A 14,365-nucleotide genomic window follows, 5' to 3' on the forward strand; every position below is an offset into this window, starting at 1 on the left:
GGAGGATAGCCTTTTTCATTAGATCAATTTTAAGCCACTGACCAAAATGATGGACGCCATAATAAATTGCAGCGGACGCGGGGAGAATCGAGGCGAGAGATGGCTCCCGATAAGCACGCCGGGAATCGAACCGATCAGCAGATTAGCTGCCAGCATGTAATCCACGCTTCCGAAGCTTGCGTTCAAAATGCCTGCTGCCGTAACGAGAAGAAAAGCATGCGCGATATCTGTTCCGACAATCTGTGACGCTTTCATGTTGAATAAGTAGATCATGGCAATTGCAAATAATGACCCGGAACCGATGGATGTTAATCCGACAATAAATCCAAACACAACACCAATAAAAATCGTCAGCGCCCGCTTATTTTCAAGCGGCATCAGCTGCCAGCGGTTCGGGCGAAGCTTTCTATCCAAAAACAAACGAACGATGATTGAAATGGCAACAAGCGTTAACACATAGCCAAGAGCGTGCTTAATAATTTCTTCCTGATGCTGATGAAAGGCGGGGAACAAATGCAGTATGCCAATGGCTAGCGACGCACTCGGAATACTGCCGATGGCTAAGTATTTTACTAATTTAAAGTTAATCGTTTTCTGCCGCCAATGGGAGGCAACGCCAAACAGCTTTGTGATCGAGTTATATACAAGATCCGTACCGACCGCGATGGAAGGATTAATGCCAAGCACAATTAAAAGAGGAGTTAATAAGGCCGCTCCGCCCACTCCCGTCAATCCGACTAAGGCTCCGACAAACAAACCCATCAATATGATGCTTACACTCATGATAAAGGCCTCCTGAAAACCCGACTATTTTTATCAGATTATATATGATTAGGTCGCGTTAATCAATTAAATTTTTTGAATTTTTGCACGTTAGCTTCTTGGGATTTTGGTTTGCTCAATATCTTTATTCATTTGACCTATAATGAGTGTCTGGACGAAATCTGGAAGTGAGCCGGAGGCATAAAAAAAGATACCCTAAACAGGTATCTTTTTTCTCGTTTACGTTACATGCGCTGCTGATAGAAAGGAAGCTCTGTGTGGCCCATTTCCCGCACATAAACGAACAGGTTGCCTTTATGATGAATTTCATGCTCCATTGCTAGCTGAAGCAGGGCGCTGCCTGTGACTTTTCTGCCGAAAGCGGCTGTCAGATCAATTTCTCTATCCAGTTGCTCTTCAGTCAGCTGTTCAAGAATAGCGGCCGTTTTTTCTGTATAAGCTTTTGCCAGAACATTGAGATCTGTTTCTGTTTCTTCCTGCTTGTTTTGAAATGGTGAAGCATTGCCTTCTTTAATGACATTTGCGAACAAGTGGAAAGACGTAAGAATGTGTTTGACCAGCTCTTCCGCTGACATTGACGTTTCAGCCGGTTTGTAGCCGTAATGGTCTTTGCTGATTTTTTCAGCAAGCTCATTGGTCACGTTTCGATGGGATAAAAAATGGCTGACAATTTGATTGGATTGGCTCAATATGATCTCCTCCATATGTAAAAATGAATGGTGCAATGAAATCCTATATCAACGGTTATCAATTCACAAGTAATATGCTGTGGGATGAAACAAAATGCTATGTCAATCGTATATATAACGTTCACAAAATATGAAATGGAGTATAAACATGACAAACATACCTTTCATTTATCAGTACGAAGAAAAAGAGAATGAAAGAGCTGCAGCGGGCTACGGCACTTTCGGTTACCTTATCACACGGATTGAAGAAACGCTTTATGATCAATACGGTATATTCTATGAGCTCTATGCCAGTGATGACCCGAACACGGAATACTGGGAGCTTCTTGTAGAAGATGTCCGCAGCGGTTCATTGGAGCCTGAGCATGTGGCATATATATTTGAAAAGCTTGAAAAGAAAACCTTTGCTTACGATGAAGATGAAAAAGAACCGGATTATACCGTCCATAAGTCTATAAGAAACAGTGTATACGCGTATCCTGAAAAGGGAGTTGCTTTTGCCAGAATTCCTTATTTTCAAGATGGGAGCATCATGAGTTTCGATTGTCTGTTTGCGGTTAACGATGAAAAGATGCGTGCATTTCTGGAGGGAGTCAGACCGCGTCTCTGGGAAAAAAGCAAGCGGAAAGTGACCGTTTTTACGGATGGAGATGGAGGAACTTCAAGAGAGCAGGAAGCGATTGTCAGAGAGGTTCAGCGGAGTCAGGTAATCATGAATCCGCTATTGAAAAAAGAGATATACAGATCAATTGATCAGTTTTTTCATAGTGATAAATCGTTTTATCAAACGTATGACATCCCGTACAAGCGCGGCATTCTGTTATATGGACCTCCTGGAAACGGAAAGACGACATTAGTGAAGTCGATCGCAGGCAGTATCGATGCACCTGTTGCCTATTGGCAAATTACTGAATTTACGTCGAGCGAGACAATAGAAGAAGTCTTTCAGGCAGCGAGACGCCTCGCTCCTGCAGTTCTCGTCATCGAGGATATAGATTCGATGCCGGAAGATGTGCGATCCTTTTTTCTCAATACGCTGGACGGCGCGACATCAAAAGAGGGGCTATTTCTCATCGGCACGACAAACTATCCCGAAGAGATCGATCCAGGTTTGATGAATCGTGCAGGACGATTTGACCGTGCCTATGAAATCGGGCTTCCGGATAAGGAACTGCGGCTGGAATATATGAAAATGAGAGGCTTTGACATCTTTTTGAGTGAAGAAGAAATAAAAAACGCCGCAAAGCTTACAGAAGGCTTTTCCTTTGCACAGCTGGGAGAATTATATGTATCTTCAGCGCTTCAATGGCACCAAGAAGGGAATCATCATATTGAAACCATGGTGAAAGACATGACAGGAGAGCAAAGAAAAAGCCGGCAGGGAAGCTGGATGGAAAGAAACAAAGTCGGTTTTCACTAAAAGAAAGCACGGGTTTTTGAAAAACCCGCGCTTTTTTGTTGCGGTTAGCCGAAATTCGACAATTGCGGTCTTTTTGCGTTCTTCTTTTTCTTGTAAATATGATAAAATATGACATATCTCGGGTAACTCAAAAGGGGGGATTAATTGAGGATGAAGCAGACGATTCCGTCCTCTTATGTCGGGCTTAAAATTAATGAATGGTATACCCATATCCGGCAGTTCCACGTTGCTGAAGCCGAACGGGTCAAGCTCGAAGTAGAAAGAGAAATCGAGGATATGGAAGAAGACCAAGACTTGCTGCTGTATTATTCTTTAATGGAGTTCAGACATCGTGTCATGCTGGATTACATTAAGCCTTTTGGAGAGGACACGTCGCAGCTAGAGTTTTCAGAATTATTAGAAGACATTGAAGGGAATCAGTACAAGCTGACAGGGCTTCTCGAGTATTACTTTAATTTTTTTCGAGGAATGTATGAATTTAAGCAGAAAATGTTTGTCAGTGCCATGATGTATTATAAACGGGCAGAAAAGAATCTTGCCCTCGTCTCGGATGATATTGAGAAGGCCGAGTTTGCTTTTAAGATGGCCGAGATTTTTTACAATTTAAAGCAAACCTATGTTTCGATGAGCTACGCCGTTCAGGCATTAGAAACGTACCAAATGTATGAAACGTACACCGTCCGCAGAATCCAATGTGAATTCGTTATTGCAGGAAATTATGATGATATGCAGTATCCAGAAAGAGCATTGCCCCACTTAGAACTGGCTTTAGATCTTGCAAAGAAAGAAGGCAATCCCCGCCTGATCAGTTCCGCCCTGTACAATCTCGGCAACTGCTATGAGAAAATGGGTGAACTGCAAAAGGCAGCCGAATACTTTGAGAAATCTGTTTCTATTTGCAAGTCGGAAAAGTTCGATAATCTTCCGCATTCTATCTACTCTTTAACACAGGTTCTGTATAAACAAAAAAATGATGCCGAAGCGCAAAAACAGTATCGTGAAGGATTGGAAATCGCCCGTCAATACAGTGATGAATTATTTGTGGAGCTTTTTCAATTTTTACATGCGTTATATGGAAAAAACATTGACACAGAATCAGTCTCACACACCTTTCAATTTCTTGAAGAACATATGCTGTATCCTTATATTGAAGAGCTGGCGCATGATGCTGCCCAATTCTATATAGAAAACGGACAGCCCGAAAAAGCACTTTCATTTTATGAGAAAATGGTGCACGCACAAAAACAAATCCAGAGAGGAGATTGTTTATATGAAATCTAAATGGATGTCAGGTTTGTTGCTCGTTGCGATCGGGTTTAGCTTTACTCAGGTAATGGTCCATGCAGGAGAAACAGCAGACGCAGAGGGGAAAACATTCCATATTGCGGCACGCAATCAAACATGATGATGACAAAAAAGACCCTCAGGGGTCTTTTTTATTTTAGCTTCCATTCTTTTATGGTCAGCTCAGAAGATGCGCTTGCCACCAGAGGATCTGCATGTCCGATTTCCGCCGCTTCTTCCAGCGAACCAGTTTCGATGACGTAGGCTCCGCCTGTGGCGTCGCTGAATGGCCCGAACATTTTCAAGCGCTTTTCTGCCTGTAAGCGATCCAAAAATTCATAGTGGCCGGCTACATGCTCCTGATTGAATTGATCTGTTCTCGTTGTCAGCATTAAGTACGTATTCATCTCATACCCCTCCTATTGAACTTCAGTTTAACACAATTATCCATATACCGGTGACGCCGGATGGTATGAGCTTTTCGTCCTACGAATGCCACCTATTTATGAAAAAGAAAAAGGAGAGATGATAGGTGAGCATTCAAGTGAAGAAAAATTTGGTTTCTGAAGCGAAATACGCGCTGAAGTGCCCCAATGCGATGTCCGCTGAATACATTACCATTCACAACACGGCAAATGATGCGTCAGCGGCTAATGAAATCAGCTATATGATTGGGAACACCAGCTCAACAAGCTTTCACTTTGCGGTGGATGATAAAGAGGTGATTCAGGGTCTGCCGCTAAACCGAAACGCCTGGCACACGGGTGACGGCACTAACGGTACAGGAAACCGCAAATCAATCGGCGTTGAGATTTGCTACAGCAAATCGGGAGGTCCAAAATATGAGGCCGCCGAAGCCTTGGCGATTTCTTTCGTGGCTCAGCTTTTGAAAGAGCGCGGCTGGGGAATAGACCGAGTGAGAAAGCATCAGGACTGGAGCGGAAAGTACTGCCCACACCGTATTTTATCAGAGGGGCGCTGGGATCAAGTGAAGGCGGCAATTGAGAAGGAGTTAAACGGAGCCGTGTCAGCGAAAAAGGCTTCAGTCTCTTCTTCGTCGTCTGAATACCATGTGAAAAAAGGCGATACACTGTCGGGGATTGCCGCATCACATGGTGTCAGTGTGAAAACGCTGCAAAGCATAAATCATATCACCGACCCTGATCACATCAAAGTCGGACAGGTGATTAAACTGTCTCAGGCGGCAACTTCTTCTAAAAGCCATGCCGCGTCTTCCTATCCGCTCCCATCGGGAGTGATCAAAGTGACAAGTCCGCTAACGAAAGGGACAAACGTAAAGCAGGTGCAGACTGCTTTAGCTGCCCTTTATTTTTACCCTGATAAAGGAGCGAAAAATCACGGCGTTGACGGCGTTTATGGCCCGAAAACAGCAAATGCCGTGAAACGTTTTCAGTCTGTCAGCGGATTAACGGCAGATGGCATTTACGGTCCGAAAACGAAAGCGAAAATAGAGGAAAAGCTGTAATCAACAAACGGAAGCAGCCAAGCTTCCGTTTTCTTCTTACATACAAACTGCGGCAAGAGCCTTTTGAATATCATAAATGCTATCGTCTTTTTTAAACTGCTTTGAGACAGCGGGAAGTTCTGCGCCGGAGATCCAAATTTTCAACTCTGAATCAAGATCAAAGCGGCCGGCAGTCTCCACGCTGAATCTAGAAATGCTTTTGTACGGAATCGATTGAAATTCCGTTTTCTTTCCTGTGATTCCCTGCTTATCTATAAGAATAAGGCGCTTGTCAGTAAAGACAATTAAATCGCGAACCAATTTAAACGCGGCATCGACATCCTCACCATCGAGTAAAATATGAGCCAGCTCTTCTTTCACCGCAGCCGTTGACAGTGTTGACGCATTGCCAAGTAATCCATCAATAAATCCCATGATATACCTCCTAATACGTATTCTATCAAATCATACTATAAAAAAGGTTTTCATACATAGGCGAGTAGAGTAAACTGGTGCTGACTGGTAAAGGAGAGCATTCAAAATGAAAGATATGTATGACAGCTTTGCAGCCCTTTCTGCTTCTGAATCGGAGTACCGGATTATTTATGAGGAGAAAAACGAAAGTGAGCTTATCGTCCTCGGTCCCCACGGCGGCAGAATTGAGCCTGGCGTCAGTGAGCTGGTGCGGGCATTTTCCGATCAATGTTCCATTTATTTGTTTGAAGGTGTGAAGCAGCGAAACAACCGTTCCTTGCACCTGACAAGCACTCGTTTTGACGAGCCGCTGGCTTTAGAAAAAGTGAATGCCCACCATTACGCATTAGCATTTCATGGGTATCATGATCCTAAAACTCCGCATACATTGGTCGGAGGTGCGGACCGTAAAAAAGCCAAGCGCATTTGTGAGCAGCTGAATGAAGCTGGCTTCAGCGCCGAGCTCACGAGTGAGAAAGACCGGCTGGCAGGTGTCCATCCGAAAAATATTGTCAATCGGACGAAGAGGGAAATGGGACTGCAATTGGAAGTAAGCACGGCACAGCGAAAGGCGTTATTCCGCAATTTTGGCTGCCGTGATGAAAGTTACACACAAAACGATCTGTTTTATCGATATGTGGAAGCCATTAAGCTTGGCTTTTATGAATAAATATAACGGGACCTGCACGATCGGCCTATTCCTTCATACGCTGGGGTTGTGCGAAAGTGTAGGGAGGAATGAATATGTTTTATCATATAAAAGAGCTTCAATATCAAGCAAAGCCAGCACGTCCTGATCCTGTCTATGCAAAAAAACTTCAAGAAATACTGGGCGGCCAATTCGGTGAGATCAGTGTCATGATGCAATATTTGTTCCAAGGCTTTAACTGCAGGGCGGACGCCAAATATAAAGATTTGTTATGTGACGTAGGTACTGAAGAGATTGCACACGTAGAAATGTTGGCGACGATGATTTCCAGGCTTCTGGATAATGCACCAGCCGATGTACAGGAGGATGCTTATAAAAGCAATCCTGCCATTGCAGCAGTTATGTCAGGAATGAATCCTCAGCATGCGATTGTGTCCGGTTTGGGTGCAATGCCAGCAGATAGTGAGGGCTATCCTTGGAATGCCAAATACATTATTTCAAGCGGGAATTTGCTGGCGGATTTTCGCGCAAACTTAAATGCGGAATCTCAAGGACGCCTTCAGGTGACTCGGCTGTATGCGATGACCGATGATCCAGGGGTAAGAGATATGCTGTCATTTTTGATTGCAAGGGATACTTATCATCAAAATATGTGGTATGCGGCTATTAAAGAGCTGGAAGAAAGAGAACGGGATATTGTCGTGCCAACAACATTCCCGCGTGAGCTCGAAAAGCGGGAAGTGGCCTATGACCTGTTTAACTTTTCCAGAGGGGATGAAAGCTCACAGGGGAGATGGGCTCATGGCGAAGCCTTTGACGGCCGAGGTGAATTCCGGTATATTCCGGCCCCGATTGCATTCGGGCCTGCGCCTCACCTTAAACCGGCGCCAATGTGGGTGCATAATACGATGCCTCCAATGTCAAAATGCTAGTTTTTCTGCCGGGCTGAGGATATATATTCCCAGCCCGCTTTTGATCAGCTGTATTTGCCGATATGATATAATGCTTTTTCTTCAGCGACCTGCAAGTGCTGCTGATCGCCTTCCTCGTACACAATTGGCCGCTTGTGTGATAATAAGTAAGCGAGCCTCTTCTGAAATTGAATACCTGCTTTACGCCGTTCAAACATTTCAAGCCTTTTTTCAGCAAATTCCTTTGTTACCCGGAATACCCCCGCGATTGTGGCAAGCGCCTGGCTTCTCCATTGCGGCAGTTCCATCTGCAACAGCATAAAGGTTGGCACACAGAAGTGGTACATAAATTGATTCGCCTGAAATTCCTGCAGTTCCCTGAAGAGCTTGTTCATCTGAAAATGATTGCCTGCATGCTTTAACACGTGGCACAGTTCATGGCCAAAATCTTCCCATTGCTCTTCCCGTGATTTTCTCTGATTCAATACGATACTATACATGCCGTCGTATTTGACCATCATGCTCCCCATATCCTCAAAATGAACCCAAATATCCAGATCCTTTGCGATTTTCAGCATGTCAATGTGATGGGGGGAGGTGATGCCCAGCCGACTGTATAAATTTTTTACGTATTCCTCCAGATGTGATAGGTAATCGCCCAATTGAATACTCCCTTTCGAACGTGTGTTCTGTTTTTAGCGAGAAAGAAAAGCCCTTATAGGACTGGAAAGTGTGTTGAAATCTTTCCCTTTTCTTAAAAAAATAAACACTTTTTTCTTTATATCGGTCTATTTTTCATATGTTTTAGAGAACAGAGAAATATTTATTTATTTTTTGGTTTCCGATTTTTCTCTTTTTCTTTTAAATAGTTGATAAATTCAATGGCTTGCTGTTTGCTTTCTGGGGAAAAATCCTGCATATCACGGTATGCTACCTGCAAGTCCGGATCTGAGAACATATCGTCATCGGATTTTTTGTCTTTCCCTGTTAATAAGTAATCAGTCGTTACTTGAAAGTAATCAGCCAGCTTTTGGAGTGTGTCGTAATCAGGTTCGCTTCGCCCGTTTTCATAGTGGGAATATCGTGCCCTTGACACACCGATGTGAGATGCGATTTCTTCCTGTGTCCTTTTCCCTCTGAGACTCTTCAATCTGCTGCCTATCATACTATGACCTCTCTTTTTTAAACTCCCTAAGTTACTTATGATTATAGATACAATCTGTATCAAAATAAAGTTATGATAAAAAAAGTATCAAAAATAACTTGATGATACAGATTGTATCGTTTATACTTGGTAACAGTTGATACGAATTGTATCGAAAACAGATCAGGAGAGTGATCACATGTATCCAATCCAAATTGTTTTTAGTGAAAATCCCATAGATCAGCGCCATCTCGGACAAGCCGGCGGCACCATATCGTTTACGGCATGCGGCCTTCCGGTGTTCCACTTTGAAACGCAAGAACAGTTTCAAACATACATGATGTTAAAAGGAGAAGCGGCGTACAATGAAAACCGATAAAAGCTATCCTTTTCCTACATATTCAGGGTTATTGAATTCAGAACATTATGACAAAATTGGTCCGGCGCTATGGCTGTTTCTCTGGTTCATCAGTGCAACAACAAAAGAAATTGAAAAAGACGGCGTATGCTGGGGAATCGTACTTGGCCATAAGCCGTTAAAAGCGAGAGAAATGGCGGCTGTTTTTGGGGTGAGTGAGAAAACCGTCAGAAGATGGCTGGAGCTTCTCGAAACCCATGAGTACATAAAGGCTGTCCGCGCGCCATACGGACTGATGATTTCTGTAAAGCATTCCAAAAAATTCAGTTTCAGATCGGACAAAACTGCACACCGGAGCATAAAGGAACGGCCATTTTCGCCGCAGGCACCGGACACAGACGTCCGCTTAGATAAAGATAACACAAATATAAATACTGCTGCTGATGATGCAGTGGATTACATTGCGAAGCGGTTTACACAATTACGTTCGGCTCAAGAAGGACGCACCGTGTATCCTTCCTCCAGAGATTATCAAGCCATCGCCCGTATTGTTGCCATTGGCGTTCCTGTAACACAAACAATCAAATGGCTTGAGGAATGCTTTCAAGCCTTTGAAAACCGGCGGACCGCCGCTTCAGAAACAATCAAGGCCTTTCGCTACTGCTCAAAATTCATTGAAGACCGATTTTTAGCGCAGCAGGCCAAAAACAATGCCGCAATTCAACAAGAGAGGGTGGAAAGACATGACAAAACGAACAATCGAGCAAATTTTAGAGGAGCTGCGAAGAGGGAGACGTCCATTACTGGCGGACAAACCGGCCGAATCAGACGCAAGCCGGTATGATTGCCCGCGCTGCAAGGATCAGGGAGGCTATCTCATCCGGCAGAACGGCCTGGAAGTCTGGACAATGTGCAGCTGCATGGCAGAACGGAAAGTGAAGCGGCTGCTCGGTGCCAGCGAGATTACTCACGCCTTCAGACAGCTGGGCTTCAGAGAATTCCGCACGGAGGGAAAGCCGCAGGCCATAAAAGACGCGTTTGAATGCGCAAAAGAGTATGTGGCCGATTATGAACAAATCAAGGAGAGCCGGAAAAACAGCATTGCCCTTTTAGGACAGCCCGGATCAGGGAAAACGCACCTTTTGACCGCTGTTGCCAATGAATTAATGAGAACACGCCATGTGCCGGTCATTTATTTTCCGTTCGTGGAAGGCTTTACCGATCTGAAAAATGACTTTGACCTTTTGGAAGCGAAGCTGAGCCGGATGAAGCAAGCAGATGTACTGTTCATAGATGACCTGTTTAAACCGGTTAACGGCAAACCGCGCGCCACAGATTGGCAATTAGAGCAAATGTATTCGGTACTTAACTACCGCTACTTAAATCATAAACCAATTTTGCTTTCAAGCGAGCTGACGATTGAAACACTTGTACGGGTCGATGAAGCGCTCGGCACGAGAATCTACGAAATGTGCAGCGACTATTTAGTGATTATCAAAGGAGCAGCGTACGAGCTGAATCATAGATTGGAGGGTGTCAGATAATGTGCAAGCTTTGTCAAACAAAGAAAGTCATTGTGGAGCATACCGAAATTGGAGCCGTTTTTCATCCATGTCCGAACTGCCGGTCCGGCACTGATTTAACGCCGGTCATTCGAAAGCTGGAGCAAATGTTGACAGCGGAAAAAGCGAGGCTGGATGTCCATGATTAAACAGCTGACTGCTCTAATTGCTTTGCTGTTTCGGGCAAAGCGAACAGAAAAAAACATTGAACAATGGTATAAGGATGACGGGAAGTGAAAGTGTTGGCAAAAACAAAACAAGCAGAGAAAAGTCCTGCACCGTGGCGTGCTGTCCCGTGCGGGGATACGAAACCGATCTATATTTATTCAGCGTACAGTGAAGAAGAAAAAGAAAGATTCCCATATTCAAACGGCCGGCTGATCGCCGCTGTATTTGACCTCAGCTCTTATTCGCAAAAAAGCAATGCCGCCTTGATGGCGGCTGCACCTGAACTGCTGGAAGCGGCTAAAGCAGCTCTTGATTTTCTGAAAGGGAATTCTGTTCATTCAAAGGAGCGCATTATTCAGCTATTAGAAAAAGCCAAAACAAGCGCTGCACCGGAAAGGGAGGAAAAGAAACATGATCAATCCTAAAAAACTGCTACATATTGATTCTATCACGCTGGAGAGCCAGCTGGAGGAGGGAAAAATCCGCGTGATCATTGTGGATGGCATCAAGCAAGAAGCATGGATCACAGAAGCGCCGGAGCATGGAAAAACGCTCGTCGAAACGAGAAAGGGAGACCTTGCCCGCGTGGAGTTTGAAATCGGCTACAAATTAAATTAAAGCGAAAACAGAATACGTCCAAGACGGAAAGCCTGCGGACACTGATCAACTGCACAGCATTTGTGCGTTGATTGGTGTCCGTTTTTTATTGCCAAAAATGAGGAGGATCATAGAATGCAAGACTTACTATTTGAATATAAACGCACGCTAAAACAAACAAGAACACAATATAAACCGCTCGCTGAAGCAGATGAATCCGTGCTTTCAGCTGAGGAGCTGAAAGATAAAAAGATCATTAGAAATATCATCACGGATCTTGAATATATAACAGAATGGCTTGAAAAAGGAAGACAGCCTGGCATCAGACGGGCGATTGACCGGCGTGATGCCTACCAGCGGCTGATGATCAAGGACCCGAGAATCATCGAATCATTTTCCAGCACAATGATGGTTGAGCCGGACGGGCAGGTATCAGAAGAAGACAGAGAGAGAATCCAAGAAGCGTTATCCCTGTTAACGGACAGAGAAAAAGAAATGTTTTTGCTGCATAAGGTAGAGTGCTTTTCTTATGAACGGATCGCTGATCTTCTCGGTGTGAAAAAATCGACTGTGCAAACGACCATCAAACGGGCAATCGCAAAGATGCAAAGACAGCAGGAAGAAATGAATCGATCGCTTGCCTGAAAGCTTGTCATACGTTTGCCACCTATAAGTGAATAGAGCATGACACATAAGCGGCTGGCACGATCAGCCGCTTTTATGAATAGACATCCATGCTGGAGGTGGCGGTGATGCCGTAGCATGAAAACACAACAGCGCGAACAAGCATTAGCAATCTATCAACAACATCAAGGAAAGATCACAAATCGGGCGATCGCGGACACAATCGGCGTTTCCGCGAAAACAATCGGCATCTGGAAAAAACAAGACAAATGGAAAGAAGCCATGTTTTCTGAAACCAGAAACGAACAAACACAGCGCCGGATAGACAATGAAGAATTAAATGAACGCCAGCGGCTGTTTTGCCTGTATTACGTCAAAAGCTTCAATGCCACACAGTCAGCAATTAAAGCGGGCTATTCTCCGGACAGCGCCCATGTGACGGGCAGCCGGCTGTTAAAGAATGAAAAGGTCGCTGCTGAAATCAGACGCATTAAAAAAGAAATGGTCAGTGAAATGTTTATTGAAGCGATGGACGTGCTGCAGGTTTATATCAAGATCGCTTTTGCGGATATTACGGACTATGTGACTTTCGGAAAAAAAGAGGTCCAGGCTGTCGGGAAATCGGGACCGCTGTTTGATGAAGATGATAACCCGATTATGAAGGAAATCAGCTTTGTCGATGTCAAAGATTCCGGGCTCGTTGACGGCACCATTGTGACGGAAGCGAAGCTTGGCAAAGAGGGCATCGCCATCAAGCTTGCCGATAAAATGAAGGCGCTTGAGAAGCTGTCCTTATATTTTGATTTGTTTCCGGATCAATTTAAACAAAAAATTGAAAACGAAAAATTAAAGCTTGCCAAACAAAAAGCGGAGAAAACAGATGACAGCCAAGAGCCGATTGAAATCATGATCAAACGAAAAGAGGCCAAGCCATGATTGTAAAAGAAATCAACCCTCATTTCGAAGATTATGTGTTCAATTGGGAGCAGACGTACCAGTTTCTCGTCGGCGGCTACGGCTCATCCAAAAGCTATCATACCGCATTGAAAATCGTGTTAAAGCTGTTGAAGGAAAAACGGACGGCCCTTGTCATCCGCGAGGTGTTCGATACCCATCGGGATTCGACCTTTGCCTTGTTTCAAGAGGTGATTGAAGAGCTCGGCCTCACAAAGGCTGTGGCATCCCTTTCTTCCCCGCTGCAGCTGCGGTTTCAAAACGGCAGCCGGATCATGTTCAAAGGAATGGACAATCCGGCGAAATTGAAGTCAGTTCATAACATTTCATTAATATGGATTGAAGAGTGCTCAGAGGTGAAGTATGAAGGCTTTAAGGAATTAATCGGACGTCTTCGCCATCCTGAGCTGAAGCTTCATATGATCTGCACCACTAATCCCGTCGGCATCTCCAATTGGACGTACCGGCATTTTTTTCGGGATGAACGCAATAAACGGTTTGTGCTTGATGACAGCGAACTTTACGAAAAGCGGACGATTGTTAAGGGAGATACGTATTATCATCATTCCACAGCGAACGACAACCTCTTTCTCCCGAAAAGCTATGTGAAACAGCTCGACGGGCTCGAGGCGTATGATCCCGACCTGTACCGGATTGCCCGTAAAGGACGATTCGGCGTCAACGGGATCAGAGTGCTGCCGCAGTTCGAGGTGCTCCCGCATGGCCAAGTAAAAGAACGCATCGCAGCCATCAGCAAGCCGATATTTCGCACAGGCATGGATTTTGGATTCGAGGAATCCTACAATGCCGTCGTCCGGCTCGCTGTCGACCCTGAAAAAAAATACCTCTACATTTATTGGGAGTATTATCAAAACAAAATGACAGATGACAGGACGGCTGAGGAGCTTCGTGAGTTTATTGACACACAGGAATTGATCAAAGCCGACTCTGCTGAGCCGAAAAGCATCCAATATTTCCGCCAGCAGGGTTTTCGGATGGTCGGAGCCAGAAAGTTTCCCGGCTCCAGACTTCAATACACCAAAAAGGTGAAACGATTCAAAAAAATCTTCTGTTCGGACCGCTGTGAAAATGTCATCTATGAGCTCAAGACGCTAACGTATGCTAAAGATAAAAACGGCGCGCTGATAGAGGATGAATTTACGATTGACCCGCATACGCTTTCTGCCATTTGGTATGCGCTAGATGACTATGAGGTTGCTGATATGAAAGAGACAGCACACAAACGAATCCGGCCCAACCGGGAAAGGAGGAGGTCATAAATG

At 44.6% G+C, this 14,365-nt stretch carries 21 protein-coding genes; 15 read left to right on the top strand and 6 right to left on the bottom strand.

Going from position 1 to position 14,365, the window contains the following annotated elements:
* Window positions 1–18: 18 nt before the first annotated feature.
* Window positions 19–783 (bottom strand): sulfite exporter TauE/SafE family protein, encoded by a 765-nt coding sequence (locus tag RAC86_RS01205; RefSeq protein ID WP_014113455.1) that lies wholly within the window; start codon window positions 781–783, stop codon window positions 19–21.
* Window positions 784–1,007: 224 nt separating this feature from the next.
* A complete protein-coding gene (locus RAC86_RS01210; protein WP_061187269.1) occupies window positions 1,008–1,472 on the bottom strand; it encodes a DinB family protein in 465 nt (154 codons plus the stop codon).
* Window positions 1,473–1,620: 148 nt separating this feature from the next.
* Here RAC86_RS01210 and yjoB point away from each other — a divergent pair, with 148 nt between their 5' ends.
* The 3 genes from yjoB (at window position 1,621) to phrA (ending at window position 4,297) form a co-directional block, all read left to right on the top strand.
* Window positions 1,621–2,892, top strand: a complete 1,272-nt coding sequence (yjoB, locus tag RAC86_RS01215) for an ATPase YjoB (RefSeq protein WP_061187270.1) — start codon at window positions 1,621–1,623, stop codon at window positions 2,890–2,892.
* Between the two features lie 144 nt (window positions 2,893–3,036).
* Window positions 3,037–4,173 carry a response regulator aspartate phosphatase RapA gene (rapA, locus tag RAC86_RS01220; protein ID WP_079288553.1) on the top strand — a complete coding sequence of 379 codons (1,137 nt, stop codon included), beginning with the start codon at window positions 3,037–3,039 and terminating at the stop codon, window positions 4,171–4,173.
* Window positions 4,163–4,297 carry a phosphatase RapA inhibitor PhrA gene (phrA, locus tag RAC86_RS01225; RefSeq protein ID WP_014113458.1) on the top strand — a complete coding sequence of 45 codons (135 nt, stop codon included), beginning with the start codon at window positions 4,163–4,165 and terminating at the stop codon, window positions 4,295–4,297. Before rapA ends, phrA begins: the two co-directional genes overlap by 11 nt.
* A gap of 31 nt (window positions 4,298–4,328) precedes the next feature.
* On the opposite strand, the gene RAC86_RS01230 is transcribed toward phrA, so the two are convergent.
* On the bottom strand, window positions 4,329–4,583 hold the full coding sequence (locus tag RAC86_RS01230) for a YciI family protein (protein WP_072566133.1): 255 nt from the start codon (window positions 4,581–4,583) through the stop codon (window positions 4,329–4,331).
* A gap of 125 nt (window positions 4,584–4,708) precedes the next feature.
* Here RAC86_RS01230 and RAC86_RS01235 point away from each other — a divergent pair, with 125 nt between their 5' ends.
* Complete coding sequence (locus RAC86_RS01235) at window positions 4,709–5,662, top strand: N-acetylmuramoyl-L-alanine amidase (RefSeq protein WP_072566134.1); 954 nt, start codon at window positions 4,709–4,711, stop codon at window positions 5,660–5,662.
* 36 nt (window positions 5,663–5,698) lie between these two features.
* On the opposite strand, the gene RAC86_RS01240 is transcribed toward RAC86_RS01235, so the two are convergent.
* Complete coding sequence (locus tag RAC86_RS01240; protein ID WP_072566135.1) at window positions 5,699–6,076, bottom strand: PH domain-containing protein; 378 nt, start codon at window positions 6,074–6,076, stop codon at window positions 5,699–5,701.
* A 106-nt stretch (window positions 6,077–6,182) separates the two neighbouring features.
* On the opposite strand from RAC86_RS01240, the gene RAC86_RS01245 reads away from it, so the two are divergent.
* Both RAC86_RS01245 and RAC86_RS01250 read left to right on the top strand, forming a co-directional pair.
* Window positions 6,183–6,785, top strand: a complete 603-nt coding sequence (locus tag RAC86_RS01245) for a poly-gamma-glutamate hydrolase family protein (protein ID WP_072566136.1) — start codon at window positions 6,183–6,185, stop codon at window positions 6,783–6,785.
* Window positions 6,786–6,859: 74 nt separating this feature from the next.
* Window positions 6,860–7,696: a manganese catalase gene (locus RAC86_RS01250; protein WP_014113464.1), complete on the top strand. Its 837-nt coding sequence runs from the start codon at window positions 6,860–6,862 to the stop codon at window positions 7,694–7,696.
* A 44-nt stretch (window positions 7,697–7,740) separates the two neighbouring features.
* Here the strand turns inward: RAC86_RS01250 and RAC86_RS01255 are convergent, their stop codons facing one another.
* Both RAC86_RS01255 and xre read right to left on the bottom strand, forming a co-directional pair.
* Window positions 7,741–8,337 carry an ImmA/IrrE family metallo-endopeptidase gene (locus RAC86_RS01255; protein WP_014113465.1) on the bottom strand — a complete coding sequence of 199 codons (597 nt, stop codon included), beginning with the start codon at window positions 8,335–8,337 and terminating at the stop codon, window positions 7,741–7,743.
* 161 nt (window positions 8,338–8,498) lie between these two features.
* Window positions 8,499–8,840: an HTH-type transcriptional regulator Xre gene (gene xre, locus RAC86_RS01260; protein ID WP_003220555.1), complete on the bottom strand. Its 342-nt coding sequence runs from the start codon at window positions 8,838–8,840 to the stop codon at window positions 8,499–8,501.
* Window positions 8,841–9,018: 178 nt separating this feature from the next.
* On the opposite strand from xre, the gene RAC86_RS01265 reads away from it, so the two are divergent.
* The 9 genes from RAC86_RS01265 to RAC86_RS01305 all read left to right on the top strand — a co-directional run bounded on the left by RAC86_RS01265 (window position 9,019) and on the right by RAC86_RS01305 (window position 14,362).
* A complete protein-coding gene (locus RAC86_RS01265; protein WP_072566137.1) occupies window positions 9,019–9,198 on the top strand; it encodes a hypothetical protein in 180 nt (59 codons plus the stop codon).
* Window positions 9,185–10,021: a phage portal protein gene (locus tag RAC86_RS01270; RefSeq protein WP_072566138.1), complete on the top strand. Its 837-nt coding sequence runs from the start codon at window positions 9,185–9,187 to the stop codon at window positions 10,019–10,021. Before RAC86_RS01265 ends, RAC86_RS01270 begins: the two co-directional genes overlap by 14 nt.
* The gene (locus RAC86_RS01275; protein ID WP_072182446.1) at window positions 9,921–10,721 is read left to right on the top strand and encodes an ATP-binding protein; all 801 of its coding nucleotides are present in this window, start codon (window positions 9,921–9,923) and stop codon (window positions 10,719–10,721) included. Before RAC86_RS01270 ends, RAC86_RS01275 begins: the two co-directional genes overlap by 101 nt.
* Window positions 10,721–10,888, top strand: coding sequence for a hypothetical protein (locus tag RAC86_RS01280; protein ID WP_072566139.1), 168 nt, complete (start codon window positions 10,721–10,723; stop codon window positions 10,886–10,888). The genes RAC86_RS01275 and RAC86_RS01280 overlap by 1 nt, the downstream gene beginning before the upstream one ends.
* 84 nt (window positions 10,889–10,972) lie before the next feature.
* Window positions 10,973–11,332, top strand: coding sequence for a phage portal protein (locus RAC86_RS01285; protein ID WP_072182447.1), 360 nt, complete (start codon window positions 10,973–10,975; stop codon window positions 11,330–11,332).
* On the top strand, window positions 11,319–11,525 hold the full coding sequence (gene xtrA / locus RAC86_RS01290) for a phage-like element PBSX protein XtrA (RefSeq protein WP_064813284.1): 207 nt from the start codon (window positions 11,319–11,321) through the stop codon (window positions 11,523–11,525). The genes RAC86_RS01285 and xtrA overlap by 14 nt, the downstream gene beginning before the upstream one ends.
* 114 nt (window positions 11,526–11,639) lie before the next feature.
* A complete protein-coding gene (locus tag RAC86_RS01295) occupies window positions 11,640–12,149 on the top strand; it encodes a sigma-70 family RNA polymerase sigma factor (RefSeq protein ID WP_072566140.1) in 510 nt (169 codons plus the stop codon).
* A 117-nt stretch (window positions 12,150–12,266) separates the two neighbouring features.
* Window positions 12,267–13,064: a phage terminase small subunit gene (gene xtmA, locus RAC86_RS01300; protein WP_014113472.1), complete on the top strand. Its 798-nt coding sequence runs from the start codon at window positions 12,267–12,269 to the stop codon at window positions 13,062–13,064.
* Window positions 13,061–14,362: a PBSX family phage terminase large subunit gene (locus tag RAC86_RS01305; protein ID WP_072566141.1), complete on the top strand. Its 1,302-nt coding sequence runs from the start codon at window positions 13,061–13,063 to the stop codon at window positions 14,360–14,362. The genes xtmA and RAC86_RS01305 overlap by 4 nt, the downstream gene beginning before the upstream one ends.
* The last annotated feature ends 3 nt before the right edge of the window (window positions 14,363–14,365 follow it).

This window comes from Bacillus sp. LR_5, from assembly GCF_042709275.1.

What these genes read in the sequence shown, in the direction of transcription:
- RAC86_RS01205 (WP_014113455.1), bottom strand. Translation starts at nt 783, where the DNA reads ATGAGTGTAAGCATCATATTGATGGGTTTGTTTGTCGGAGCCTTAGTC.
- yjoB (WP_061187270.1), top strand. Translation starts at nt 1,621, where the DNA reads ATGACAAACATACCTTTCATTTATCAGTACGAAGAAAAAGAGAATGAA.
- phrA (WP_014113458.1), top strand. Translation starts at nt 4,163, where the DNA reads ATGAAATCTAAATGGATGTCAGGTTTGTTGCTCGTTGCGATCGGGTTT.
- RAC86_RS01230 (WP_072566133.1), bottom strand. Translation starts at nt 4,583, where the DNA reads ATGAATACGTACTTAATGCTGACAACGAGAACAGATCAATTCAATCAG.
- RAC86_RS01240 (WP_072566135.1), bottom strand. Translation starts at nt 6,076, where the DNA reads ATGGGATTTATTGATGGATTACTTGGCAATGCGTCAACACTGTCAACG.
- RAC86_RS01245 (WP_072566136.1), top strand. Translation starts at nt 6,183, where the DNA reads ATGAAAGATATGTATGACAGCTTTGCAGCCCTTTCTGCTTCTGAATCG.
- RAC86_RS01250 (WP_014113464.1), top strand. Translation starts at nt 6,860, where the DNA reads ATGTTTTATCATATAAAAGAGCTTCAATATCAAGCAAAGCCAGCACGT.
- xre (WP_003220555.1), bottom strand. Translation starts at nt 8,840, where the DNA reads ATGATAGGCAGCAGATTGAAGAGTCTCAGAGGGAAAAGGACACAGGAA.
- RAC86_RS01265 (WP_072566137.1), top strand. Translation starts at nt 9,019, where the DNA reads ATGTATCCAATCCAAATTGTTTTTAGTGAAAATCCCATAGATCAGCGC.
- RAC86_RS01270 (WP_072566138.1), top strand. Translation starts at nt 9,185, where the DNA reads ATGAAAACCGATAAAAGCTATCCTTTTCCTACATATTCAGGGTTATTG.
- RAC86_RS01275 (WP_072182446.1), top strand. Translation starts at nt 9,921, where the DNA reads ATGACAAAACGAACAATCGAGCAAATTTTAGAGGAGCTGCGAAGAGGG.
- RAC86_RS01280 (WP_072566139.1), top strand. Translation starts at nt 10,721, where the DNA reads ATGTGCAAGCTTTGTCAAACAAAGAAAGTCATTGTGGAGCATACCGAA.
- xtrA (WP_064813284.1), top strand. Translation starts at nt 11,319, where the DNA reads ATGATCAATCCTAAAAAACTGCTACATATTGATTCTATCACGCTGGAG.
- RAC86_RS01295 (WP_072566140.1), top strand. Translation starts at nt 11,640, where the DNA reads ATGCAAGACTTACTATTTGAATATAAACGCACGCTAAAACAAACAAGA.
- xtmA (WP_014113472.1), top strand. Translation starts at nt 12,267, where the DNA reads ATGAAAACACAACAGCGCGAACAAGCATTAGCAATCTATCAACAACAT.
- RAC86_RS01305 (WP_072566141.1), top strand. Translation starts at nt 13,061, where the DNA reads ATGATTGTAAAAGAAATCAACCCTCATTTCGAAGATTATGTGTTCAAT.